The following is a 22,738-nucleotide window of genomic DNA, read 5'->3' on the forward strand; positions in this document are numbered from 1 at the left end:
ACGAATCAGCAAGGAGAAGAGAGCACTCGACTTGCTTTCTGTTATGGGAGGCATAACCCGCGACATTGCAGCTTGGAAGTGAGGGAGGCAAGCAAAAGGTGTCCCGTTAAGCGGGACACCCTTGTTCGACTATCGTTTGCGTTCTTGCCGGCGGATGCCAGCCGCTGCAGCGCGCGCTTGCGCTTCGAGGTCTTCGTGGTCGGCAAATTCTTCGGAATACTCGACATCAATGTTGTCTTTCAGCTGCTTCGGCACCTGTGGTAAAGTCGCCTTATTTTTATCACGTGCCCGTTGTCCGCGAGATCGGCCCATTGTCCATGCCCCCTATAGAAAAGTGGTGAATCGTACGATTCATTCTTTAGGATGGCAAGGACAGAGCGGTTGTATAAATAGCAATCGTTTCTAATGGCGCGCTTTTTTAGCCGTATAACCGCCCGCTTGGTCGGCCATTTTAAAATCGCGGGCATAGCTCACTTCTTGGGCGCTTGTCAGTGTATGTTTTACTTTTTCACGTTTTCGTTTTTCCGCCATCACTCGTTCCCTCACTTTGCATCAAGATTCATTCAGTTCCATTTTGGACGACACGAGCCGTTTTTATGCATAAAAAGAGGATGTCTGGACGGACATCCTCTTTTTGGATCGTCATGCGTTCTCCCGTGTTTACGCTTCTTTCCGTTGTTCCTCTTCAAGCGTGAAGGAGGGATGGCGCATCGTATAAAGCGTGTAGTTGTCTTTCGTAATTTCATACAAATTGTACACATCCGCACCGATTTGTTCGAGCAGCGTCCGCCGCGTTTCATTGGCCGATGTCACATACGGTAGCTTTTCCACTGCCTTAATCGAGCGGACATTGACTTTACGGATGCGTAAAAATACTGTTTCGATGGAAAGTTCATAAAACAGTTCATGGAAAAATGCTTCTTTGGCGCGCCGGTTGTAGCCGAGTCCGTGGTATGGTTTGCCGAGCCATGTTCCTAAAAAACCGGCACCATCTTGTATATCAAAGAGGCTGATCGTGCCGATCGAGTTTCCCCATTCATCCAAAATCGTGCGTGAAATGACCTCTCCTCGTTCTTCGGCCTCAATGAGCTGTTTTGTCATAAACAAAAACTCTTCGTACGAGCTGGCTTTTTGGCGCACAAAAGGGAAGACGTCCGGGTGCACCATCAGCTCGTATAGCGCATGGCAGTCTTGCAACTCGCGTTTTTTCAGCATGGCCAATCCCTCCTTTTAAATGCCGAGGGCAGCCTCCCAACGCGAGTAGGACCCACCCTCGAAATTTTTTTATTAAAACTTCGTTAAAAAAATTTCGGGGTGGGAATCGAACCCACTAGAACCAGCGCGAGCGCTGGTGGCGCACCATTTGCCTTCCCCTTATTCCTGTTTGTATGCGATTATGAACAACAACTGTTCTGAAGTCTTCTTTATCATACACGATTAGATGGAAAAAAGAAATTGCTTTTTTGTTAATTTTTTTTGGATATTTTTTGTTCGTCTTGCGACAAAACTAAATCCTTGAGACAATCTTCTAACGTTGGAAATGAAAAGCGGAACCCGGCTTGCAGCAACTTTTCCGGGATGACGCGTTGTCCTTCCGTAATAAGCATGCTCATTTCACCGAGGAGGAGGCGAAGCGCTGCTGCAGGGACCGGAAGCCAGTGCGGACGGCGAAGCAGGCGGGAAACCGTACGGCCGAACTCATCCATTTGTACCGGATGAGGCGCCGTGAAGTTGACGGGCCCTGCCAGCTCATCATGTTCGATGATATAGGCGATTGCACGGGTGACGTCCTCAAGATGAATCCATGACAGCCACTGATGTCCGCTGCCGATCCGGCCGCCGATAAATAAACGATATGGTATGACCATCATCGGCAAGGCGCCACCGTGGCGAGCGAAGACAACACCAAACCGGGCATAAACGGTGCGGATGCCGCTCTGTTCGATTGGATGAGCCGCCGCTTCCCACGCTCGAACAGTTTTAGCGAGAAAATCAGCGCCATAATCGGTCGTCTGCTCGGTAAAGGTAGCGGAGTCGGAAGTGCCGTAAACACCGATGGCACTCGCGTTGATAAACAGTGACGGACGCTTAGATAGCGAGTGGATATAGTTGACCATTGCTTCGGTAGCTCGAAGACGGCTGTCAACAATCACAGTTTTTTGCTTCGTCGTCCAACGCTTTCGATTGAGCGGCTCGCCGGCCAAATTTAGCGCCACATCGATGGCGGTTGGTTTTTGGCTGTCGTTGAAGGAAAGATAATGAATGTTTCCTTCAGAAGGCTTGGGTGAGCGAGTGAAAATATAAACGTCATGCCCTTGTTTAGAAAAAGAGTGGGCGAGCGCCTGGCCGATTAGTCCAGTTCCACCATTTATGGCAATGCGCACAGTTCTTCCCTCCTTTTATTTTATGCATAAGGAAGCGGGAAATCATCGCATGCGGGTGACACGTTCCCTTCCCATTTCGCCGTTTATGTCGAGAATTCCTCTCTATGGTAAGATAAAGGAGAGGGGGAACGAGGCATGGGAACGATTGTTGACATTACGGTGACGAAAGAAAACGCTGAGCGGTTTTGGATCGTCATTCACCGCGACAACGAGTCAGCGTTAAAGCTGACAGTCGACCAAGACGTATTGCTTAAATTCCGTTTGAAAAAAGGGATGATCATCGACGATGCCCTTCTTCGTGATATCGTCTATGCCGATGGGATAAAAAAAGCGTACCAACAAGCGCTCTATTTTTTGGCGCATCGGATGCGATCGGAGCAAGAGATTGTTGAACACTTGAGAAAAAAAGGTGTTGTCGATCCGGTCATCGAAGAAGTGCTTGAAAAACTTCGCGCCGAGCGGTATGTCGATGATGAGGCGTTCGCTGCTGCTTATGTGCGTACGCAAAAGAACACATCTACCAAAGGACCGCGTCTCATTCAGGCTGAACTTGAGCGGCTCGGCGTACCTGCGAGTGTGATTGAACAAAGCTTAGTCGAATACTCGTTTAATGAACAAGTGATTGCAGCCCGCTCGCTTTACGAAAAGGCAAAAAAACAACGGCGGGCAGAGTCGGCGCGCGCTTTTTTGGAGCGAGTAAAGCAACAGTTGATGCGCAAAGGGTTTTCGCATGAAGTGATCGCTATCGTCCTAGCGGATGGGAGCGGCCATACCGAGGAGGAAGAGAGAGAAGCGCTACATGTTCAGGCAGAAAAGATTCGTCGCCGCTATGCGCATCACCCGCGCCCGCTTTATGAACAAAAAATGCGTCAAGCTCTTTACCGGAAAGGGTTTTCGCTTGCTTTGATCGACGAGTGGCTGCGCAGGCAAGATGACGATGGATGACCATCGCAACTAAAAACGGGAAAAGAAATGGTGCTGCCGGTTAAAAAAGAAAAAGGAGATGGCCAAAAATGCTCAAAGAGGAACAAAAACGATATAGTGAAATGACAAAAGAAGAATTACAGCAAGAAATCGCTGTCTTAACGGAAAAAGCTCGCAAGGCGGAACAGATGGGCATGGTGAACGAATATGCCGTTTATGAGCGGAAAATTGCTATGGCAAGAGCGTATATGATGAATCCAGCTGATTTTCAGCCTGGGGAGATATACGAGATTGAAGGGGCGCCAGGGGAGTATTTTAAAGTGCGATATTTAAAAGGGGTGTTTGCTTGGGGATGGCGGCTGAAAGGAAACGGAGAGGAGGAAGCGCTGCCGATCTCATTGCTGCGAAAGCCTAACTTGCCGTAAGTAAAAGCATGCAAGGGAGGCTTGACAATCGAAAACACGCCCCTTCCTCTATCTTTATCCGGTGAGCGGCACAGAGAGCCATTTGATGTTTGAAAGAAAACCTAGGGGATTGCCCCTAGGTTTTGTTACGACCGCTTGCGCGTTTCTCGCTCTAAAATGATCAAGTTAAGCGGTTGCCGCGTTTCACCGTTTACTTGCGCGTGGGCATGCTTGCGGTTAGCCCATGGCTGCGGGAACGGATTCGAATACAAGTTGTCATAAAACGCCTTGCGCCGATGGTGACCCATGACTGTTCACCTCGCTGCGGAATATGCTGGGGAACATGGCGGATAGCACCATGCTCCCACGTTTTTGCTCACTATTAAAAGAAGTCGCTTCGTTCACCTGAGGCGCGCATCCGTTCTTGCGGGTGGGTGTTGGTCGTACCGTCAGCCCGCTTTGATGCATACTCGGATTTGGCGCGTGGCTCTCCCTCAAACTTGTTGTTGTTTTGGTTTGGGAAGTTGTGCTCCTTATTCCGCACCGCACATTCCCCCTTAATGGAGTGCTCGTGTTGGGATGGCCAACACGTATTTTTATTATGGGATAATCGAGTGTGCTTATGTGTGCAAATTGTTGGGACAAACATGGGCGCTGGTGACCACTGTCAGTTTGGTGCGAGTTCGAGTTTTTTTCGTAGTCTTCCTTCGCTGAAAATCCATCCGGTGTATGAGCTGACAATGTTGAGGTTCCGGTCAAGCTGAACGACAGCGACGAACGAATAATATCCTTTACTCCGGTAGCGCAAGTCGGTAAAGCGTACTTCGTAATGGTCATCGTATTCGTTCATTTCCCAACGGTATACCGGGGAAAAGGATAAAAAAGCAGCAACATTTTCATCGCGTTTGGCCGCATTCATGACTGGGTGGTCTGGAAGCGGCCGCTTTTGGAAACGGTCGAGAATGAGAAGACGACCGCGTTTGATGCGGGCGACATAAAATTCGTCGCTCGTCGAAATGGCTAAGTGCCATTCACGGGGGCGCCACGTCGGTACGGTAATGATCTCGGTCACGCCATCGATCGTGGAGCGAACGAGCTGTTTTATGTTGGCCTGTTGGCGGAAGCGAAGCACGTAATATGCGGCGATGATTACATAGATGGTGAAAAATGTATAACCTGGGTGGGCGCCGAGAAGCAGTCCACCAATCCCGAGCAAATGGAGCACAAAAATGATCGGATCAAACGTATGAACGACGCCAAGAGCGATCCATTTTTTCGTAAACGGGCGCAACGCTTGTGTCCCGTAAGCATTAAAAATATCGACAAACACGTGAAAGGCAACGGCAATAAACGTCCAGAGCCAAACGCGGAACCAATCTGTCTCCGGATAGACGGCGGTCATCACGCCAACGATTAATAACGGCCAAAGAATGACGCTCGGAATCGAGTGGGTAATACCGCGATGGTTGCGAATATATTTGGCATTATTGTGCAATTTTAAAATCGTATCGATATCTGGCGCCTGTGAGCCGGCAAGCGTGCCGATCAACACAGCGCGCGATAAGAGCGGATCGTGGGCGATGGCGGGATCGAGCGAAGCAAGGCTGCCGAGCGCCACTCCCATTAAAACGTGTGTGCCTGTATCCAACGTCAAGGCACCTCCTTTATTAGCGTCGTTTGTTAGTATATCCCGCATGGAGCCCGGCCAATAACCGCTCCGTTTCAGAGCGGTTGGTCGGTGAGGTAAATAATAGTATCGGTAGTGTACCACATGATGCTGTCAGTCAGCGAGGGACAGAATGACTAAATCGGTGTCTATTTGTTGTTGGGGACATCTAGCAGGGAAGGAAAAAGGCTTGATCGGGGACGGTTTTACTCGAATAAAAAGCGCCCGCGCAATCGGCGGGACGCCTCATTCGTTTTGCTAGTCGCTTGGATTGCTGTCCATTTTTTTGAAAGTCTATTTGCTTGCTGCTATTTTGTCCGCTAACCAACTGGTTAGCTATCATTTCCAAGACGTTGGCCGATCGCCTTAAGTGCGGAAAGGAAAAATCGAACGGCGCGGTTGATATCCGGGTCGTTGAGCGCCTTAAACAAGTCGAACAGCCCGACTTTTGTCGGTTCGACAGAGGTCTGTTCGTACGCCTCGATAGCACCGGAGGCGATATGTTCAAGCAGTTTGGCTGTCCGTTCCGGATCAAGAGAAGAGGCGAGGCTGGCCCAGGCGAACGCGTGATTGACCATCGTTGTTACGGGTTTTTGATTGAGCTGGCCGACGACGATTTTTGCTACGTCTTCCCGCGCTTTTAATAAAGCGTTAGCTGCCTCAAGCAAACCGCTTTCGTGCAGCTGTTCGATGAACTCGAGGAGTTCGTGAACTGCTTCTTCACTGTCACCGACAGCCGCTTTTAGTTTCGTCAGCGCTTCGGCCCGTTTTTCCTCTTCGGTCATCTCATGTTTTTGAATGGTGGTAATCGGTTTAGCCACCGATTTTCACCTCCTTTTCCGCTTCCGTGAGCGGTACGTAATCGCGGCGTCGCCATTTTCGTTCGACCTCGACGCCGTTTTGCGGATGCCGCTTTTGAAAGCGTGGGTTTGTACGCGGCAGCGGCGTCTCTCCTGATCGTTCAAGCACTTCCATACGCACTCGGGCTTGCTTATACGCCGGTGTATTTGTGCGATGGTCGGTCTGTGGACCGGTTAAAATGTTAATAGCGCTCTCATTGGCGGTTGAATGCATCGGCAAGAACAGCTCATTGCCTCTGACCCGGTCGGTGACGAGCACGCGCACTTTGACACGGCCGTATGGTGAGATGAGCCGGACGAGCGCCCCGTCACTAATGCCGCGCTCTTTGGCGAGTTCTGGCGACACCTCAACGAAAATGTCCGGAAACTTGCGCTGGATGCCTTTTGATTTGTACGTCAAGTTTCCTTCGTGGAAATGCTCAAGCAGCCGGCCGTTGTTGACGAGCAAATCGTACTCTTCCGGGTATTGCACCGGTTCGACCCAGTCAGCTAGCGCAAAGCGAGCTTTGCCGTCCGGGAAGTTGAACCGCTCTTTGTACAAAAGTGGTGTGTCGGCGCCGTCATAGCTGCCCCAGCATAAGCTGTTCCAGCCTTCGAGCCGGTCATAATGCGCCTGCGAATAGAGTGGAGCCAAGCTGGCGATTTCGTCCATAATTTCGCTCGGACCGGCGTAATTCCAGTCGGCGCCAAGCCGTTTTGCGATTTCTTGAATGATCCACCAATCCGGTTTGGAGTCGCCAAGCGGCTCGAGCGCTTGGTAAAACCGTTGGATGCGGCGTTCGGTGTTTGTGAATGTTCCTTCCTTTTCTAAGCTCGGCGCTGCCGGCAAGATCACATCAGCAAATTGCGCCGTTTTTGATAAGAAAATGTCTTGGACGACGACAAAGTCGAGTTTCGCTAACGTGTCTTGCACGTGGTTGGCGTTACAGTCGACAAGCGCCATATCTTCACCGATGATATACATCGCTTTTAGATCACCGCGTTCAGCAGCTTCAATCATTTGAATGTTGTCAAGACCAGGTTTGGCATCGATGCGGACGCCGTACGCTTTTTCAAATTTCGTGCGCGCTGCGTCATCGGTCACATGTTGGTAGCCAGGCAGCCAGGAAGGGAGCGATCCCATGTCACAGGCGCCTTGGACGTTGTTATGGCCGCGCAATGGGAACGCACCGGCGCCCGGACGCCCGTAGTTTCCGGTTGCGAGCAGCAAGTTGGAAATCGCCGCCGATGTGTCGCTGCCGCCTGTATTTTGCGTCACGCCCATGCCCCAGAGGACGCATGTGCCGTCTGCTTTGTGAATCATTTCAGCAATGCGGATGAGATCGGTTTTGGCGATGCCGGTTATTTGTTCAGCATAATCGAGTGTGTATTTTTCTAGCAACTGTTTAAATTCATCAAAGAAATGGACGCGTTCGCGAATGAACGATTCATCATGCCAGCCTTGGTCAATGATATATTTCGTTACTGCCATGAGCCACACTTGGTCGGTGCCTTGTTTCGGACGGATGAACAAATCGGCACGCTCGGCCATTTCGTTGCGGCGCAAGTCCGCGACGATCAGTTTTTGACCGAACAGTTTATGCGCCCGTTTTACGCGAGTCGCAATGACGGGATGTCCCTCAGCGGGGTTGGCGCCGATGATGATAACCAAGCCGGCGGAAGCGATATCATAAATCGTGCCGGAATCGCCGCCCATGCCGACCGTGCGGAACAAGCCGTCAGTAGCTGGCGATTGGCAATAACGTGAACAATTGTCGACGTTGTTCGTTTCAAACACTTGCCGAGCCAGCTTTTGCATTAAATAGTTTTCTTCATTGGAAATTTTCGATGATGAAATAAAGCCGATGGCGTTGCCTCCGTATTGTTGCTTGATGGCGCCGAGCTTTTCTGCGACCAAGTCAAGCGCTTCCTCCCATGTCGATTCGACGAAAGTGTCCCCTTTACGGATGAGCGGTTTTGTTAAACGCTCTTCGCTGTTGATAAAATCCCAGCCGAATTTCCCTTTGACACACGTTGAAATGGCGTTGACAGGCGCTTCGGAAACAGGTTGGATTTTTAAAATCTTGCGTCCTTTTGTCCATACTTCAAACGAACAGCCAACACCGCAGAACGTACAAACCGTTTTCGTTTTTTTGATTCGCTGTTGGCGCATAGCGGCTTCAATTTCGGAAATGGCGAAGATGCTCGTGTAATTCGGCTCAACTTCTTTGACAAAATCGATCATTGGTTTGAGCACATCTTGGTCTAAACCGGTCATAAATCCGGCTTCGCCGAGCATCGATTTTTCCATTAAAGCGTTGCACGGGCAGACGGTGACGCAGTGTCCACAGCTGACGCACGACGATTCGTTGATCGGCACGCCGCCATCCCAAACGACGCGCGGCCGTTCCGCTTCCCAGTCAATGGAGAGTGTTTCATTGACTTGTAAGTTTTGGCATGCCTCAACGCACTGCCCACAGGCGATGCATTGGTTCGGATCATAGCGGTAAAAGGGGTGTGACATATCTACCTCGGACGGGTCGACTTTCGGACGGTACGGATATGTTTGATGTTCAATTTGCATCATTTCCGCTGTGTTATGCAGCTTGCAGTTGCCATTGTTGTTGTCACATACCGTACAATACAAGAGATGGTTTTCCAAAAGGCGATCCATCGCTTCTTTTTGTGCCACTTTCGCCCGCGGTGAGCTAAGTTCGACGACCATTCCGTCTTCCACTAGCGTTGAGCAGGCGCGAAGAAGCGAGCCGTTAACTTCAGCGATGCACGTGTCGCACGTTTGAATAGCGCCAAGCTCCGGCGTGTAACAAACTTGCGGGTGAGGGAGACCGTGTTCATTGACAGTTTCTAAAATGGTCATCCCTTGTTTGACGTGATACGGGCGTCCATTGATGGTGACTGTTACCGTTCGTGTTTCCATCATCACTCCTCCTTTGCAAAATAAAAACTCCACCAGCGATGAGAAGCGTGTTTCATCGTGGTGGAGTAGTTCTTTAGCATGGCGATACTAAACAACCAATCCAATATTCACTAGATTCGTAGAAAAATAACAAGAGAAACCTTATTATTTTTCCACTATATACACATCTGTTATAGTTTATTATAGTATGGAGAAACATAGAACACAATGGATGAACAGGAAGTTTTTCAAACGTTGGCGAAAGGAGAGGGGATGGAGATGTCGAGAAAAGAAGCCGCGTTTAATGATATTGTGCGCAAAGTGCGTAAACAGTTGTTTGGCAAAGGACCGGAACGGATTAAAACGTATTTTGTCGACAACTTGGCGATCTCCATTTTGCATGGCAATTTAACGCCGACGGAAAAATTTATCGCCCGCACGCCGGAAGGGCGGGACATGGTGCATGCAGCAAGAACGAAAATGATTCAAGATGTGTATGCCCAACATGTGCCTGATGGTATGGAAGAACTTGCTGGATCGAAACTGCTTTACTTGTTCAGTGATATTAAAGTAGAAGAAGATATGGCCGTTTCCGTGTTTGTGTTTGAAAAACCGATTGAATTGTGACAAATTTGTGAACAATTTTGGTTGTGTTTCGCGATTGTTCATGGTATGCTTATGAATGTAAGTAATGTGAAAATAGGGAGAAGCCTTGTCGGCTAACGGGGGGTGTCCGGTTGGCAGAAAGGTTTCGAAAACGGATGTGCGTTGGTTTCGCTGCAGATCGTACTGGGTGTAAACTACCGCCGCCTTTCGTAAGCAGAAGGATGATTGGCCTTCTGTATCGAAAGGCGGCGGTTTTATTTTGAACAAGGGAGGAGGGGGGACTTGTTGGACGGGTTTGTGGCCAAAAGACGGTATATCGTTAAATATCGAAATGGGCAGCTGGCCGAGGAAGAAGATGAGATCGCGCTCGAGTTTCCGCTGACGGTGGTAGTCAACGGGCAAGAGTTTGCGACAATCGTCTGCACACCGGGTCATATCAATGAACTTGTCATTGGTTTTCTGGCGTCAGAAGGAGTGATTCGTGTAATCGATGACATTAAGGCGATGACGATTGACGGGGAGCGGGGCTTCGTGTATGTGGAGCTCACCTCAGACGAGCTCCCGGCAAAACAGTTTTACGCGAAGCGATTCATCGGCTCGTGCTGTGGAAAAAGCCGGCAATTTTATTTTTACAATGATGCGAAAACCGCCAAAACGATTGTCGGCGGCATTACTGTCAAAGCGGATGATTGTGTGTGTTTAATGAAAACGTTACACGAACAGTCAATTGATTTTGCGGCAACCGGTGGCCTTCATAACGCTGCGCTTGCCACGCCGGATAGAATTGTCGTCATCCGCTCTGACATCGGCCGCCATAATGCGCTTGATAAATTGTACGGTTACTGCTTGCGCCATCAAGTGGCGATGAAAGACAAGCTTATTGTATTCAGCGGTCGCGTCTCGTCAGAAGTGCTCTTGAAGGCGGCGAAAATGGGCATAAGCATCCTGTTGTCGAAATCAGCGCCGACGACGCTAGCCTTAGATTTGGCGGAAGAACTTGGAATTACCGTTGTCGGTTTTTTACGTGGACAGGATTTTAATGTGTATACGCATGAGAAGCGTATTATTATCGAATGAAAGGGGAGAAAATGCCTTGAAAAACCGCTGGCTGATTGCTTTATCCGCTGTCGGCATCCATATCTCCATTGGATCGGTTTACGCATGGAGCAACTTTACGAATCCATTGAAACAATTGTTTGGTTGGTCGGATCAAGAAGTCGCTCTCACATTCAGTATTGCGATCTTATTTTTAGGATTATCCGCCGCATTTCTCGGCCATTTTGTTGAAAAGCATGGACCACGGAAATCTGGACTATTGGCTGCCATCTTCTTTGGTCTCGGGGTGACTGGGTCCGGATTAGCGGTAGCACTTGGATCGAAGTACTTGCTGTATTTGTTTTACGGTGTGTTGGGAGGAATAGGGCTTGGTGTCGGTTACATTGCGCCCGTGTCGACGCTCGTCAAATGGTTTCCGGACCGTCGAGGGCTAGCGACAGGACTGGCGATTATGGGATTTGGGTTTGCCGCGGCAATCGCGAGTCCTGTGATGAATAGTTTGATTGATTCCGTTGGTGTACAAAATACGTTTTTTATTTTAGGTATCACGTATTTTGTCATTATGACGGTATCTTCCCTTTACTTAGAAAAACCGCCGGAAGGATGGCTGCCGGAAGGATTTCAAGAAAAAGTGAAGGCCGGAAAAGCCAAGCCTTCGCTTGACTTGGCGCAATTGACGGCCAATGAAGCTGTTAAAACAAGACGGTTTTGGTATTTGTGGTTTATGCTGTTTATTAACGTCACATGCGGCATTGCTGTTTTAGCGGTGGCCAAGCCGTTAGCGGTAGAAAGCATCGGCATCAGCCAAACGGCAGCGGCGGCACTGGTTGGCGCCATTGGGGTATTTAACGGGCTAGGGCGCATCGGTTGGGCGTCAGCTTCCGATTATATTGGGCGGCCGAATACATACACGACATTTTTCGTTTTGCAAATTTTGATTTTCTTCTTGTTGCCGAATGTATCCATTAAATGGCTGTTTGTTGTGATGCTGACGATTGTGTATACGTGTTATGGCGGCGGGTTCGCCTGTATTCCAGCATATATCGGTGATTTGTTCGGAACAAAACAGCTTGGCGCCATCCATGGTTATATTTTAACTGCTTGGGCAGCCGCCGGGTTGGTCGGACCCATGTTTGCGGCATATATTAAAGACACAACTGGCTCTTATGAAGGAAGTTTAGCCTTTTTTGGCGGATTGTTTGTCATCGCTCTCGTTTTGTCTTTGCTTGTTCGCATTGATATTCGTCAAATGCGTGCTCAATATGAACAGACAGCCTATGTTTCCACGACAAAAGAACAATCCCATCACGTATGAGTCAACTATTTTTCGGTGAAATCTAACGTAGATTCTTGATGAGAATCACGGACGTTTGTCTGTTGTGTTTGTGAGGAATGCCAGACAAAGCGTAGTAGGAAGGAAGCTACATTCCTATCAAAAGGACTCTCTCCCTGCTAGGATAGTGATTGATCCAAACAGCGGAGGGAGTCCTTCACTAGTTATAAACCTTTCATCCTGCAAAATGGTCTATGCTGTTTCCCCATTCTCATGTTGTCACGTTTTCAGCCTCTGTGTTTTTCCAACTGCCGATGCCGTGATGTGCATCGTTTTTACGTCATATCTTGAGCAAGATCTTCGTCTCTCCATGTTCTGTAGTGGATCACCCAGCCGTTTGTCTTCCTGCATGCTGCAAGTCATGTTGGGGGTTTTTTGGTATAATGGGATGGACAATAGACACCATGGGGGACATAATGAATATGACAACGTGGACAAAACGGTTTCCTGCCCGCGAGTTTCAGCGCGATTTGCTTGATTGGTTTGCCCGTGAGCGCCGCGATTTACCGTGGCGCCAAGACCGCGATCCGTATAAGGTTTGGGTATCGGAAGTCATGTTGCAGCAGACGCGCGTCGAGACAGTGATTCCGTATTTTGAAAAGTTTATCAGGCAATTTCCGACGCTAGAGGCGCTCGCTGACGCCGATGAAGACGAAGTGCTGAAAGCGTGGGAAGGGCTCGGCTATTACTCGCGTGTGCGCAACTTGCATGCAGCGGTAAAAGAAGTGAAAGAGCGCTACGGAGGAAAAGTGCCGGATAATCCGGATGAGTTTTCGAAGTTGAAAGGAGTCGGTCCGTATACGGTCGGGGCTGTATTGAGCCTCGCCTACGGCGTGCCAGAGCCAGCGGTCGATGGTAACGTCATGCGTGTGTTGTCTCGTTTGTTTTTGGTGACGGATGACATTGCTAAGGCGTCAACACGAAAGCGGTTTGAACAGATTGTCCGTGAAATTATGGCGTATGAACAGCCTGGGGCATTTAATGAAGCGTTGATTGAGCTGGGTGCTCTTGTTTGTACGCCGCGCCGCCCATCGTGCCTTCTTTGCCCGGTGCAAGCTCATTGCCGGGCGTTCGCGGAAGGGGTGCCAGAGGAACTGCCGGTGAAAACGAAAAAAACAGCGGTGAAACAAGTGCCCCTTGCGGTCGCGGTGCTGACTGACCAAGATGGGCGCATTCTGATTCGCAAACGTGATCATACCGGTCTGCTGGCAAACTTGTGGGAATTTCCAAGCTGTGAAATGAAGGGCGAAGGTGAGACAGAGAATTTGGAAAGGGCGTTTTTGAACGAGCAAGGTCTCGACGTCAAGCTTGGTGAACCTATCGCTTCGTTTGATCATGTTTTTTCCCACTTAGTTTGGAAGCTGACGGTGTTTTATGGACGATTGCTTGATGGCGAGCGGCTGGAGGAACCGTATCGATTGGTGTCAGAGAGGGAGCTAGAGACATACGCATTTCCTGTGTCACATCAGCGCGTTTGGCGGGAATATCAAGAGCACGCAGGCGAAGTGCGCCGCCTGCGTTAATCGGGAACTGGCATCGTGCCATGCGTGTACGTCGCTTCGCGGCGCCCAAGGCCGCCGCGCGCTTCAATTTCTTCAATAATTTCCCGATGAATCGTTTGCCCTTCGATGTTTAAATACGGAGCAATTTGCTGGAATGAATGGTGGAAATAAGCGAGTTCATCATCGGTCCATTCCGTTTTTGGAATCATTGACAGTTCAGTCATATCGCGGCCGACATACATAGGCTGCGCCTCCTTTGTTTGCGGAATTCGGCTATATTATACGTAAAGGAGTGGAAAAACATGAGTGAAAAAGTGGCGGTCGTTACGGGAAGCAGCCGCGGCATTGGTAAAGCGATTGCTTTGCGACTGGCGCAAGAAGGATATGATATTGTCGTTAATTATGCTCGCAGCAAAACAGCAGCTGAAGAAACAGCACGTGAAATCGAAGCGCTCGGCAGAAGAGCGCTTGTCGTCAAAGCGAACGTTGGCGACGTCGAGAAAATTCGTGACATGTTTGCCCATATAGACGAAGCGTTCGGGCGGGTCGATGTGCTGGTGAATAATGCCGCATCCGGCGTGTTGCGACCGGCGATGGAGCTGGAAGAAACGCATTGGAATTGGACAATGAATATCAACAGTAAGGCACTTTTATTTTGCGCCCAAGAAGCAGCAAAACGGATGGAAAAAGTCGGCGGTGGAAAAATCGTCAGCATCAGCTCACTCGGCTCGATCCGCTATTTGGAAAACTATACGGCTGTCGGCGTGTCGAAGGCGGCACTTGAGGCTCTTACGCGCTACTTGGCCGTCGAGCTGGCACCAAAAAATATCGCCGTCAACGCCGTTTCTGGCGGAGCGGTTGATACGGATGCGTTGAAACATTTCCCGAACCGCGATGAGCTACTCGCTGATGCGGCGGCGAACACCCCAGCCGGGCGCCCGGTGAAACCGGAAGATATCGTTAACGCCGTCTTGTTTTTGTTATCCGATGCAGCTGAAATGATTCGCGGACAGACGATCATTGTTGATGGTGGAAGATCTTTACTTTTATAATGTTGGCGGATAGAACGGCCACCTCCGGGGCATAGTAAGGTACGTGGAGGTGAGAGCAATGGCCAAACAACCGAACAAAACATCTGCTGGCACGAACATTCAAGAAGTAAGACAACAAAATGCACAATCGTCGCAAGCTGCTCAAGCTGGCCAATTCGGCACTGAGTTTGCGGCTGAGACGAATGTACAACATGTCAAACAACAAAATGCGCAAGCAGAAGCCCGCAAAGCACAAAACGCTAATCAGTAACCGATCATTATAAAGGCCGATGCCATCGAGCGCTAATGTCGGCGTATGTTGCCAAGAGAGCGCAGGCAAGAGGCCGGATAGGAAAGTCAAAAAGCGGAGGCAGTACGCCTCTGCTTTTTTGTCGACAAAAGCTGCTAAGGCTCTACATAATTAGCTAGAGGATTTGAAAGTCGGGTCGCGAAATGATAAAGCAGATGGTAGGACAAAGGGGAAGGGAGAATAGGAGGAGCATGGAACAGATTTGGGTGGATGAACGGGAAGAAACGTTGTTTTTGTGGCATGAAATGGAGCGCTGTCAGGAGATTACCCGCCAGTTGGAGGAACTCGAACGCGAAGCGCCGACCATTGCTCTTCGTGAAGAAGTACGGCAAATGAAACAGCAAGTCGAAGCCATTCGCCGCGTGTTTGAGAGACAGATGTCATCTAGCGCTTGAAGCAGGCCGCATCCTTCAGCGCTGCACCGCTAGGCCGCTTTTGCTTCGGCAAGGCGGCTTTCTTTTCATTTGCGAAGTAAACAAGGTATAATGAAAAGAAGAAGCTCCCATCGGAAAGTAGGGAAGAGTGATGCCAGCATACCCACGGGAAGGGAAAATCATTCAAATCCATAGCTACAAACATAATGGGACGATCCATCGCATTTGGCAGGAAACGGTCGTGTTAAAAGGAACATCAGCGTACGTAATCGGCGGCAACGACAAAACGCTTGTCATGGAAGCGGACGGCCGGACGTGGGTGACGCGCGAGCCGGCAATTTGTTTTTTTCACGCCAAGCATTGGTTTAACATTATCGCTATGATTCGCGAGGACGGAGTATATTATTATTGCAATTTAAGCTCCCCGTTTGTCTGGGATGACGAGGCGCTGAAATATATCGATTACGATTTGGATATTAAAGTGTTTCCTGATATGACGTACATGCTTCTTGATGAAGACGAATACGAGCGGCATCGCCGCGAGATGAACTACCCGGATGTGATTGACCGTATTTTAAAAAATAACGTCCAGAAGCTCATTGGTTGGATCCAAGAGCGGAAAGGACCGTTCGCGCCCGAGTTTATTGACAAATGGTACGGAGTGTTTCAGGCGTACCAAAAATAGCGGCATGAAAAAAGCCTGTTCGGCACCGCTGACAGGTTTTTTCTGCTTTTTCAGGGGGGATCTCCATGGGAAGTATCCGTCGTTACTGGCAGTTTGTCCGTCCTTACCGTTGGCATATCGCTGCCACAATGGTTATTGGCATCATAAAATTTTCTATTCCGTTACTCATTCCATTGTTGTTGAAATTCGTCGTTGATGACGTGATCGCCAATCACGCACTTTCACTTGAAGAGAAAACAAACCGCCTTTGGCAGGCGCTCGCCTTTATGCTGATCGTCTTTCTCGTCATTCGGCCGTTTGTCGAATATTACCGGCAATATTTCGCGCAATGGACAGCAAGCAAAGTGTTATACGATATTCGTCAGCAACTATTTCATCATATGCAAAAGTTGAGTGTTTCGTATTATGCGAACCACCGGACGGGTGAGGTGATCTCGCGCGTTATCAATGATGTTGAGCAGACAAAAGAATTTATTATTACTGGGTTGATGAATTTATGGATCGATATGGCAACGATCTTGATCGCCCTCGTGATTATGGTGAACATGGATGTCAAAATGACGCTTATTTCTGTCAGTACGCTGCCGCTTTACGCGTTTGCGGTCAAATATTTTTTTGGCCGCCTGCGTCAGCGCACCCGTCAGCGTTCGCAGGCGCTCGCTGAATTGCAGGCATATTTGCACGAGCGAGTGCAAGGGATGCCGGTCGTGAAAAGCTTTGCGATTGAAGACGAAGAACAGCGGCGTTTTTCAAAGCAAAACGGTCATTTTTTAACGAAGGCGCTTATACATACGAGTTGGAATGCTAAATCGTTTGCGGCGGTCAATACGATTACCGACATCGCGCCGATCGTGGTCATCATCTATGCGGGGTATGAAGTGATCACTGGACAGATGACCGTCGGTACCATGGTGGCCTTTGTCGGTTATATCGAGCGGCTGTATACACCGCTTCGTCGCTTGGTTAATGCCTCGACGACGTTGACGCAGTCGTTTGCCTCGATGGATCGCGTGTTTGAATTTTTGGATGAGCGGTATGATATTGATGATGCGCCACAGGCGATTGAGTGTCGCTGTGTGAAAGGCGATATCGTCTTTGACCGCGTCACGTTCGCCTATCACGACGGTGGGCCGCTGGTGCTTCGCGATGTGTCGTTTTCCGTCAAAGCGGGGGAAACGGTCGCCTTAGTAGGTCCAAGCGGTGGTGGCAAATCAACGCTTGTTAGCTTAATTCCGCGTTTTTACGATGTGACCGATGGCCGCATTTTGCTTGATGGCATGGACATTCGCTCGTTTCGCGTCCGCAGCTTGCGCGATCAAATTGGCCTTGTGTTTCAAGACAACTTTTTGTTCAGTGATTCAGTGAAAGAGAATATTTTGCTCGGCAAGCCGGACGCGACGGATGAGGAAGTCATCGCTGCGACGAAAGCAGCGAACGCTCACGAGTTTATTATGAGTTTGCCCGACGGCTATGACACGAAAGTCGGTGAGCGCGGCGTCAAGCTTTCCGGCGGGCAAAAACAGCGGATTGCCATCGCTCGCGTGTTTTTGAAAAATCCACCGATTTTCATTTTTGACGAGGCGACGTCGGCGCTCGATTTGGAAAATGAGCAATACATTCAAGAAGCGCTTGATCGTTTGGCGAAAAACCGCACGACGTTTGTCGTCGCCCATCGTTTGTCGACGATCACCCATGCTGATCGCATTTTGTTCATCGAAAACGGGCAAATTGTCGAAAGCGGCACGCATGAGGAACTCATGGCGAAGCGAGGGAGCTATTACGAGTTGTTTATGGTTCAACACTTATGATAGTAAACAAAAATATTAATATTATTGAAAAACATAAAAAAAGCGGTTTTGCCTTAGGCAAAGCCGTTTTTTATTGTTTTATTTCTTTTTCGATAATTTTAATTTTTTATAATATTATATTGTATTTATGATGCATGTCATAATTTTGTTGAGAGAGAAAAAGTTTCATGAAATGGGGTTATGAGGGGGGAGGGGGAGGATGGAAGCACCTTTATTGGAAGTTCGGGGGCTTCGAACCTCTTTTTTTACAGATGACGGGGAGATTCCCGCTGTCGATGGTGTTGACTTTTCTGCTCGTGAGGGTGAAGTGCTCGGTATCGTCGGGGAGTCTGGATGCGGAAAAAGCGTCACATCGCTGTCAATCATGGGATTATTGCCAAAAGGAATCGGCAAGGTGGTCGGCGGTGAGATTTGGTTTAAAGGTGAGAATTTAGTCGAAGCCTCAGAGCGACGGATGAAGCAAATCCGTGGGAATGAGATCGCCATGATTTTTCAAGAGCCGATGACGTCATTAAACCCATTATTCACCATTGGCGATCAGCTAGTTGAGGCGATTCGTCTTCATACAAAAATAAGGAAAAAAGAAGCGAGAGCACGGGCGGCAGAAATGCTCAAACTTGTCGGATTGCCGCGCGCCGAACAAATGCTGGATGAATATCCGCATCAGTTGTCAGGCGGTATGCGTCAGCGGGTGATGATTGCCATGGCGATGGCGTGCCAACCGGCGCTTTTGATCGCTGATGAACCGACGACAGCGCTTGATGTGACGATTCAAGCACAAATTTTAGCGTTGATGAAAGAATTAAACCGGACGTTCGGCACAGCGATTATGATGATTACTCATGATTTGGGAGTTGTGGCTGAAATATGTGATCGTGTGATCGTGATGTATGCCGGTCAAATTGTTGAAGAGGGAAGTGTTCAGGCGATTTTTCGACGGCCACAGCACCCGTACACCGCCGGTTTAATTCGCTCGATTCCCGATATCCGTGGTAAAAAGGAGCGTCTGTACTCCATTCCTGGACAAGTGCCGAAGCCGGGGAGCGTTCGCTGTGGTTGCCGGTTCGCTGAGCGGTGTGAATATGTGTTTGACCGCTGTCGTCAAGAGGATCCGCAGCTATATGAAACGGGCGAACAAGGACATCGCACCCGTTGCTTTTTGGCGCTAGAGAAGGGAGGGGGAGTCGATGAGCGACCTGTTGCTCGAAGTGAAAGGGCTTAAAAAATATTTTCCGATTACCGGTGGCATTTTTGGCAAACAAATCGGAATGGTGAAAGCGGTTGATGATGTGACATTTACCGTATATCGCGGCGAGACACTTGGGATCGTCGGTGAGTCCGGTTGTGGCAAGTCGACGACAGGACGAATGCTGATGAGACTGATTGAGCCGACGGATGGTTCGATCACTTTTGAAGGAAAAGAGGTAACGGCTTTATCCAAAACAGAGTTGCGTCGGTTGCGGCGCGATATGCAAATGATTTTCCAAGATCCGTTTGCCTCCCTCAATCCGCGCCATACGGTGGAAAAAATTTTAGAGGAGCCGTTGATTGTTCATGGCATCGGGTCGAAAGAAGAGCGGAAGCGTCGGGTGCGTGAGATGCTTGAAGTTGTCGGGCTCGGTTCGTATCATGCGAAACGTTACCCGCACCAATTTAGCGGCGGTCAGCGCCAACGCATCGGCATCGCGCGGGCACTGATGACCAATCCGAAGCTGATTATCGCCGATGAGCCGGTCTCAGCGCTCGATGTGTCGATTCAAGCACAAGTGCTTAATTTGCTTGAAGATTTGCAGAAACAGTTTGGCCTTACATATATTTTCATTGCTCATGATTTGGGAGTGGTACGGCATATTAGCGACCGAGTCGGCGTCATGTATCTAGGAAGGATGGTCGAACTAGCGGACAGTGAGTCGCTATATGAAGCGCCGAAACATCCGTATACGAAGGCGCTTTTGTCTGCTGTGCCGATTCCCGATCCGGACCATAAAGCGGAGCGTCAGCTACTCTCCGGTGATTTGCCGAGCCCGGCCAATCCACCGCAAGGGTGCGCATTCCATACGCGCTGCTCGGCTTGTATGGACATTTGTCGTGCTCAACGTCCAGCATTAAAAGAAGTAGCGACTGGACATTACGTCGCCTGCCATTTATATGAATAAACAGCAGGCGGTGTGATGATAGACAAAACAAGTAAGGGGGAGAAACGATGAGAAGAAACAAATGGTTTACCTGGCTGGCCATGCTGCTTGCCGTTGTGCTTGTCTTTGCCGGCTGTAGCAAGCCGAAGGAAAGCACAGGGGGCAGCAGCGAAAAACCATCGGCCCAAGACACTCTTGTCTATGGCCGCGGTGGCGATTCGGTATCGCTTGACCCGGCGACAGTGACGGATGGTGAGTCGCTCAAAGTCACGAAAAACATTTTTGACACACTGCTTGACTACAACGACAACGACACATCCGTTAAGCCAGCATTGGCGACGAAGTGGACGGTTTCTGAGGATGGACTGACGTACACTTTCGAGTTGCGTCAAGGTGTAAAGTTTCATGATGGCACGGATTTTAACGCTGAAGCAGTTGTATTCAACTTTGAGCGTTGGGCAAACGGCAATGAAGACAAGTTCCCATACTATGGCTCGATGTTTGGCGGCTATAAAAATGATGAAGGCCATGTCATTAAAGAGGTGAAAGCGATTGATGACTATACCGTACAGTTTGTGCTGAAGCGTCCGCAAGCGCCGTTCTTGAAAAATATCGCCATGCCGCCGTTTGCCATTGCCAGCCCAGAAGCTGTGAAAAAATACGGTGACAAATTTGGCGAACATCCGGTTGGCACCGGACCGTTTATCTTTAAAGAGTGGAAACGAAACGAACGGATCATGCTTGAGAAAAATAAAGAATATTGGGAAAAAGGTTATCCGAAGTTGAATCAGCTTATTTTCGTTTCCATTCCGGACAACTCAGCGCGCCTCAATGCCCTTTTAAAAGGGGAAATCGATATCATGGAAGACTTGAACCCGACGGACTTAAAACAAGTGGAAGGAAACAAAGAGTTTCAAATTTTTAAGCGTCCGTCGATGAACGTCGCCTATGTTGGACTGACAGCGACGAGAGGCCCTCTGAAAAACAAACTGGTGCGCCAAGCGTTGAACCATGCAGTCGATAAGAAAGCAATCATCGATGCGTTTTACGCCGGACAGGCGGAAGTGGCAAAAAATCCGATGCCACCGAGCATTCCAGGGTATAACGATGCCATTCAAGACTACCCGTTTGATCTAGAAAAAGCCAAACAATTGCTCGCGGAGGCCGGATACCCGAACGGCTTTGAAATCGAACTTTGGGCGATGCCGGTGCCACGTCCGTATATGCCAGATGGGCAAAAAATCGCTGAAGCCATTCAAGCAAACTTTGCCAAAATCGGTGTCAAAGCGAAAATTGTGTCATATGAATGGGCGACTTACTTAGAGAAGCTCGCTAAAGGGGAAGCGGATACCTTCATGCTCGGTTGGACCGGCGACAACGGTGATGCGGATAACTTCCTATACGCGCTCCTTGACAAAGACAGCATTGGCAGCAACAACTACACGTATTTTGCGAACGATGAGCTTCATAACATTTTAGTTGAGGCGCAAACAGTCAGCGATGAAAATAAACGCAATGAGCTGTATAAACAGGCACAAGAAATTATTAAAGAAGAGGCACCGTGGATTCCGCTCGTTCACTCGACTCCGCTGTTAGCCGGCAAGACAAATATTCAAGGGTTTCATCCGCATCCGACTGGCTCAGACAAATTTACAAAAGTGGAATTTCAATAATCAGTTGGGAGAGGGGAAGGAGCGCATCTTCCCCTCTTTGTTTACCGCACGTTAAGGGAGGGATACTTGGGTGCTGTCGTATATAGTGAGAAGGGTGCTGATGATTATTCCCGTCTTATTTGGCATGTCGTTAGTTGTGTTTTTTATGATCCGAGCGATTCCTGGCAACCCCGCACAAGTCATTTTAGGACAAAAGGCGACGAAGGAAGCAGTGGCGGCTTTGACCCATAAACTTGGATTGGACGAGCCTTGGTATGTCCAATATGTCAAATATATTGGCGGGTTGCTGCGTGGCGACTTAGGGGAGTCTATTCGCACCGGCGCTCCCATCGCCGAAGAAATTTGGCCGTATTTGGCGGCAACGCTCGAGCTGTCGTTAGCAGCAATGTTGATTGCTGTTGTGATTGGTGTCAACGCCGGCATTATTAGCGCTTGGTTTCAGCATTCATGGTTCGATTATATTGCGATGGTATTAGCGTTAATCGGCGTTTCGATGCCCATTTTTTGGCTTGGGTTGATGGAGCAGTGGTTGTTTTCGATTCAGCTCGACTGGCTGCCGACGTCAGGTCGGGAGGACGTGCGTAACCCCATTGAGCCGATTACCCATCTCTACTTGATCGATACACTGCTCAGTGGAAATACGGAGCAGTTTTGGCAAGTCGTCCAACATCTCGTGTTGCCGAGTATGGCGTTAGCGACGATTCCGATGGCGATTATTGCCCGCATGACACGCTCTAGCATGCTCGAAGTGATGAAATCGGATTATATCCGCACCGCAAGAGCGAAAGGGGTAAGCATGTTTTGGGTTGTGTATAAGCATTCGTTAAAAAACGCCATTATTCCCGTATTGACTGTCATCGGCTTGCAAACAGGGCTATTGCTTGGCGGAGCAATTTTGACGGAAACGATTTTCAGCTGGCCTGGCATTGGACGTTATATTTATGATGCAATCGGTTACCGAGATTATCCAGTTATTCAATCAGGAATTTTAATTATTGCTGCCATTTTCATTTTCATTAATTTAATCGTTGACTTGCTTTATGCAGCGATTGATCCGCGTATTAAGTACAATTAACGAAGAGGGAGGCGTG

General features: G+C 49.1%; 25 protein-coding genes. 15 read left to right on the forward strand and 10 right to left on the reverse strand.

Annotated features, from left to right (window positions below; genetic code table 11):
* Window positions 1–129 precede the first annotated feature (129 nt).
* The 4 genes from IC804_RS12510 to IC804_RS12525 form a co-directional block, all read right to left on the reverse strand.
* A complete protein-coding gene (locus tag IC804_RS12510; RefSeq protein ID WP_008881570.1) occupies window positions 130–312 on the reverse strand; it encodes a YfhD family protein in 183 nt (60 codons plus the stop codon).
* 90 nt (window positions 313–402) lie between these two features.
* Window positions 403–531, reverse strand: coding sequence for a YfhE family protein (locus IC804_RS12515; protein WP_078172606.1), 129 nt, complete (start codon window positions 529–531; stop codon window positions 403–405).
* A gap of 129 nt (window positions 532–660) precedes the next feature.
* A complete protein-coding gene (locus IC804_RS12520) occupies window positions 661–1,215 on the reverse strand; it encodes a GNAT family N-acetyltransferase (RefSeq protein ID WP_008881568.1) in 555 nt (184 codons plus the stop codon).
* A 251-nt stretch (window positions 1,216–1,466) separates the two neighbouring features.
* The gene (locus IC804_RS12525; RefSeq protein WP_008881567.1) at window positions 1,467–2,384 is read right to left on the reverse strand and encodes a TIGR01777 family oxidoreductase; all 918 of its coding nucleotides are present in this window, start codon (window positions 2,382–2,384) and stop codon (window positions 1,467–1,469) included.
* 135 nt (window positions 2,385–2,519) lie between these two features.
* Here IC804_RS12525 and recX point away from each other — a divergent pair, with 135 nt between their 5' ends.
* Both recX and IC804_RS12535 read left to right on the forward strand, forming a co-directional pair.
* The gene (gene recX / locus IC804_RS12530) at window positions 2,520–3,329 is read left to right on the forward strand and encodes a recombination regulator RecX (RefSeq protein WP_008881566.1); all 810 of its coding nucleotides are present in this window, start codon (window positions 2,520–2,522) and stop codon (window positions 3,327–3,329) included.
* A gap of 68 nt (window positions 3,330–3,397) precedes the next feature.
* The gene (locus IC804_RS12535; protein ID WP_008881565.1) at window positions 3,398–3,733 is read left to right on the forward strand and encodes a YfhH family protein; all 336 of its coding nucleotides are present in this window, start codon (window positions 3,398–3,400) and stop codon (window positions 3,731–3,733) included.
* Window positions 3,734–3,858: 125 nt separating this feature from the next.
* Here IC804_RS12535 and IC804_RS12540 read toward each other — a convergent pair whose 3' ends face one another.
* From IC804_RS12540 to fdhF, 5 genes are all read right to left on the reverse strand, one after another.
* Window positions 3,859–4,020 (reverse strand): YpzG family protein, encoded by a 162-nt coding sequence (locus IC804_RS12540; protein ID WP_008881564.1) that lies wholly within the window; start codon window positions 4,018–4,020, stop codon window positions 3,859–3,861.
* Window positions 4,021–4,094: 74 nt separating this feature from the next.
* A complete protein-coding gene (locus IC804_RS12545) occupies window positions 4,095–4,256 on the reverse strand; it encodes a small, acid-soluble spore protein K (RefSeq protein ID WP_008881563.1) in 162 nt (53 codons plus the stop codon).
* Window positions 4,257–4,379: 123 nt separating this feature from the next.
* Entirely contained in the window at window positions 4,380–5,360 is a 981-nt protein-coding gene (locus IC804_RS12550; RefSeq protein WP_008881562.1) for a metal-dependent hydrolase, read from the reverse strand.
* Window positions 5,361–5,710: 350 nt separating this feature from the next.
* Window positions 5,711–6,199 carry a helical membrane plugin domain-containing protein gene (locus tag IC804_RS12555; protein ID WP_008881561.1) on the reverse strand — a complete coding sequence of 163 codons (489 nt, stop codon included), beginning with the start codon at window positions 6,197–6,199 and terminating at the stop codon, window positions 5,711–5,713.
* Window positions 6,192–9,155 (reverse strand): formate dehydrogenase subunit alpha, encoded by a 2,964-nt coding sequence (gene fdhF, locus IC804_RS12560; RefSeq protein WP_008881560.1) that lies wholly within the window; start codon window positions 9,153–9,155, stop codon window positions 6,192–6,194. The genes IC804_RS12555 and fdhF overlap by 8 nt, the downstream gene beginning before the upstream one ends.
* Window positions 9,156–9,413: 258 nt before the next feature.
* Here fdhF and IC804_RS12565 point away from each other — a divergent pair, with 258 nt between their 5' ends.
* The 4 genes from IC804_RS12565 (at window position 9,414) to mutY (ending at window position 13,652) form a co-directional block, all read left to right on the forward strand.
* On the forward strand, window positions 9,414–9,761 hold the full coding sequence (locus IC804_RS12565) for a Na-translocating system protein MpsC family protein (RefSeq protein ID WP_029761750.1): 348 nt from the start codon (window positions 9,414–9,416) through the stop codon (window positions 9,759–9,761).
* A gap of 264 nt (window positions 9,762–10,025) precedes the next feature.
* Window positions 10,026–10,817: a formate dehydrogenase accessory sulfurtransferase FdhD gene (fdhD, locus tag IC804_RS12570; protein WP_029761751.1), complete on the forward strand. Its 792-nt coding sequence runs from the start codon at window positions 10,026–10,028 to the stop codon at window positions 10,815–10,817.
* Window positions 10,818–10,833: 16 nt separating this feature from the next.
* Window positions 10,834–12,111: an L-lactate MFS transporter gene (locus IC804_RS12575; protein WP_029761752.1), complete on the forward strand. Its 1,278-nt coding sequence runs from the start codon at window positions 10,834–10,836 to the stop codon at window positions 12,109–12,111.
* A gap of 440 nt (window positions 12,112–12,551) precedes the next feature.
* A complete protein-coding gene (gene mutY / locus IC804_RS12580) occupies window positions 12,552–13,652 on the forward strand; it encodes an A/G-specific adenine glycosylase (RefSeq protein ID WP_029761753.1) in 1,101 nt (366 codons plus the stop codon).
* Here mutY and IC804_RS12585 read toward each other — a convergent pair.
* Window positions 13,649–13,873 carry a hypothetical protein gene (locus IC804_RS12585; protein WP_008881554.1) on the reverse strand — a complete coding sequence of 75 codons (225 nt, stop codon included), beginning with the start codon at window positions 13,871–13,873 and terminating at the stop codon, window positions 13,649–13,651. The two genes, mutY and IC804_RS12585, sit on opposite strands and share 4 nt — an antisense overlap.
* A 60-nt stretch (window positions 13,874–13,933) precedes the next feature.
* Here IC804_RS12585 and fabL point away from each other — a divergent pair, with 60 nt between their 5' ends.
* The 9 genes from fabL (at window position 13,934) to IC804_RS12630 (ending at window position 22,722) form a co-directional block, all read left to right on the forward strand.
* Complete coding sequence (gene fabL / locus IC804_RS12590) at window positions 13,934–14,683, forward strand: enoyl-[acyl-carrier-protein] reductase FabL (RefSeq protein WP_081157352.1); 750 nt, start codon at window positions 13,934–13,936, stop codon at window positions 14,681–14,683.
* A 58-nt stretch (window positions 14,684–14,741) separates the two neighbouring features.
* Window positions 14,742–14,933 (forward strand): gamma-type small acid-soluble spore protein, encoded by a 192-nt coding sequence (locus IC804_RS12595; protein ID WP_008881552.1) that lies wholly within the window; start codon window positions 14,742–14,744, stop codon window positions 14,931–14,933.
* A gap of 230 nt (window positions 14,934–15,163) precedes the next feature.
* On the forward strand, window positions 15,164–15,367 hold the full coding sequence (locus IC804_RS12600; RefSeq protein ID WP_029761755.1) for a YgaB family protein: 204 nt from the start codon (window positions 15,164–15,166) through the stop codon (window positions 15,365–15,367).
* 130 nt (window positions 15,368–15,497) lie between these two features.
* On the forward strand, window positions 15,498–16,031 hold the full coding sequence (locus IC804_RS12605; protein WP_011886805.1) for a nucleoside tri-diphosphate phosphatase: 534 nt from the start codon (window positions 15,498–15,500) through the stop codon (window positions 16,029–16,031).
* 65 nt (window positions 16,032–16,096) lie between these two features.
* On the forward strand, window positions 16,097–17,839 hold the full coding sequence (locus IC804_RS12610; protein WP_081157351.1) for an ABC transporter ATP-binding protein: 1,743 nt from the start codon (window positions 16,097–16,099) through the stop codon (window positions 17,837–17,839).
* A gap of 199 nt (window positions 17,840–18,038) precedes the next feature.
* On the forward strand, window positions 18,039–19,061 hold the full coding sequence (locus IC804_RS12615; protein WP_008881548.1) for an ABC transporter ATP-binding protein: 1,023 nt from the start codon (window positions 18,039–18,041) through the stop codon (window positions 19,059–19,061).
* Window positions 19,027–19,995 carry an ABC transporter ATP-binding protein gene (locus tag IC804_RS12620; protein WP_008881547.1) on the forward strand — a complete coding sequence of 323 codons (969 nt, stop codon included), beginning with the start codon at window positions 19,027–19,029 and terminating at the stop codon, window positions 19,993–19,995. The genes IC804_RS12615 and IC804_RS12620 overlap by 35 nt, the downstream gene beginning before the upstream one ends.
* A gap of 47 nt (window positions 19,996–20,042) precedes the next feature.
* A complete protein-coding gene (locus IC804_RS12625) occupies window positions 20,043–21,647 on the forward strand; it encodes an ABC transporter substrate-binding protein (protein ID WP_008881546.1) in 1,605 nt (534 codons plus the stop codon).
* 70 nt (window positions 21,648–21,717) lie between these two features.
* Entirely contained in the window at window positions 21,718–22,722 is a 1,005-nt protein-coding gene (locus IC804_RS12630) for an ABC transporter permease (RefSeq protein WP_011886810.1), read from the forward strand.
* Window positions 22,723–22,738: the final 16 nt, after the last annotated feature.

It is taken from the genome of Geobacillus sp. 47C-IIb (assembly GCF_014679705.1).
Classification (GTDB): Bacteria; Bacillota; Bacilli; order Bacillales; family Anoxybacillaceae; genus Geobacillus; species Geobacillus thermodenitrificans.

Bases quoted from the DNA above. Each gene is read 5' to 3' on its own strand.
- IC804_RS12620 (WP_008881547.1), top strand. From the start codon at position 19,027: ATGAGCGACCTGTTGCTCGAAGTGAAAGGGCTTAAAAAATATTTTCCG.
- fabL (WP_081157352.1), top strand. From the start codon at position 13,934: ATGAGTGAAAAAGTGGCGGTCGTTACGGGAAGCAGCCGCGGCATTGGT.
- IC804_RS12535 (WP_008881565.1), top strand. From the start codon at position 3,398: ATGCTCAAAGAGGAACAAAAACGATATAGTGAAATGACAAAAGAAGAA.
- IC804_RS12615 (WP_008881548.1), top strand. From the start codon at position 18,039: ATGGAAGCACCTTTATTGGAAGTTCGGGGGCTTCGAACCTCTTTTTTT.
- recX (WP_008881566.1), top strand. From the start codon at position 2,520: ATGGGAACGATTGTTGACATTACGGTGACGAAAGAAAACGCTGAGCGG.
- IC804_RS12605 (WP_011886805.1), top strand. From the start codon at position 15,498: ATGCCAGCATACCCACGGGAAGGGAAAATCATTCAAATCCATAGCTAC.
- mutY (WP_029761753.1), top strand. From the start codon at position 12,552: ATGACAACGTGGACAAAACGGTTTCCTGCCCGCGAGTTTCAGCGCGAT.
- IC804_RS12585 (WP_008881554.1), bottom strand. From the start codon at position 13,873: ATGTATGTCGGCCGCGATATGACTGAACTGTCAATGATTCCAAAAACG.
- IC804_RS12540 (WP_008881564.1), bottom strand. From the start codon at position 4,020: ATGGGTCACCATCGGCGCAAGGCGTTTTATGACAACTTGTATTCGAAT.
- IC804_RS12625 (WP_008881546.1), top strand. From the start codon at position 20,043: ATGAGAAGAAACAAATGGTTTACCTGGCTGGCCATGCTGCTTGCCGTT.
- fdhF (WP_008881560.1), bottom strand. From the start codon at position 9,155: ATGGAAACACGAACGGTAACAGTCACCATCAATGGACGCCCGTATCAC.
- IC804_RS12520 (WP_008881568.1), bottom strand. From the start codon at position 1,215: ATGCTGAAAAAACGCGAGTTGCAAGACTGCCATGCGCTATACGAGCTG.
- IC804_RS12510 (WP_008881570.1), bottom strand. From the start codon at position 312: ATGGGCCGATCTCGCGGACAACGGGCACGTGATAAAAATAAGGCGACT.
- IC804_RS12600 (WP_029761755.1), top strand. From the start codon at position 15,164: ATGGAACAGATTTGGGTGGATGAACGGGAAGAAACGTTGTTTTTGTGG.
- IC804_RS12595 (WP_008881552.1), top strand. From the start codon at position 14,742: ATGGCCAAACAACCGAACAAAACATCTGCTGGCACGAACATTCAAGAA.
- IC804_RS12610 (WP_081157351.1), top strand. From the start codon at position 16,097: ATGGGAAGTATCCGTCGTTACTGGCAGTTTGTCCGTCCTTACCGTTGG.
- IC804_RS12565 (WP_029761750.1), top strand. From the start codon at position 9,414: ATGTCGAGAAAAGAAGCCGCGTTTAATGATATTGTGCGCAAAGTGCGT.
- IC804_RS12515 (WP_078172606.1), bottom strand. From the start codon at position 531: ATGGCGGAAAAACGAAAACGTGAAAAAGTAAAACATACACTGACAAGC.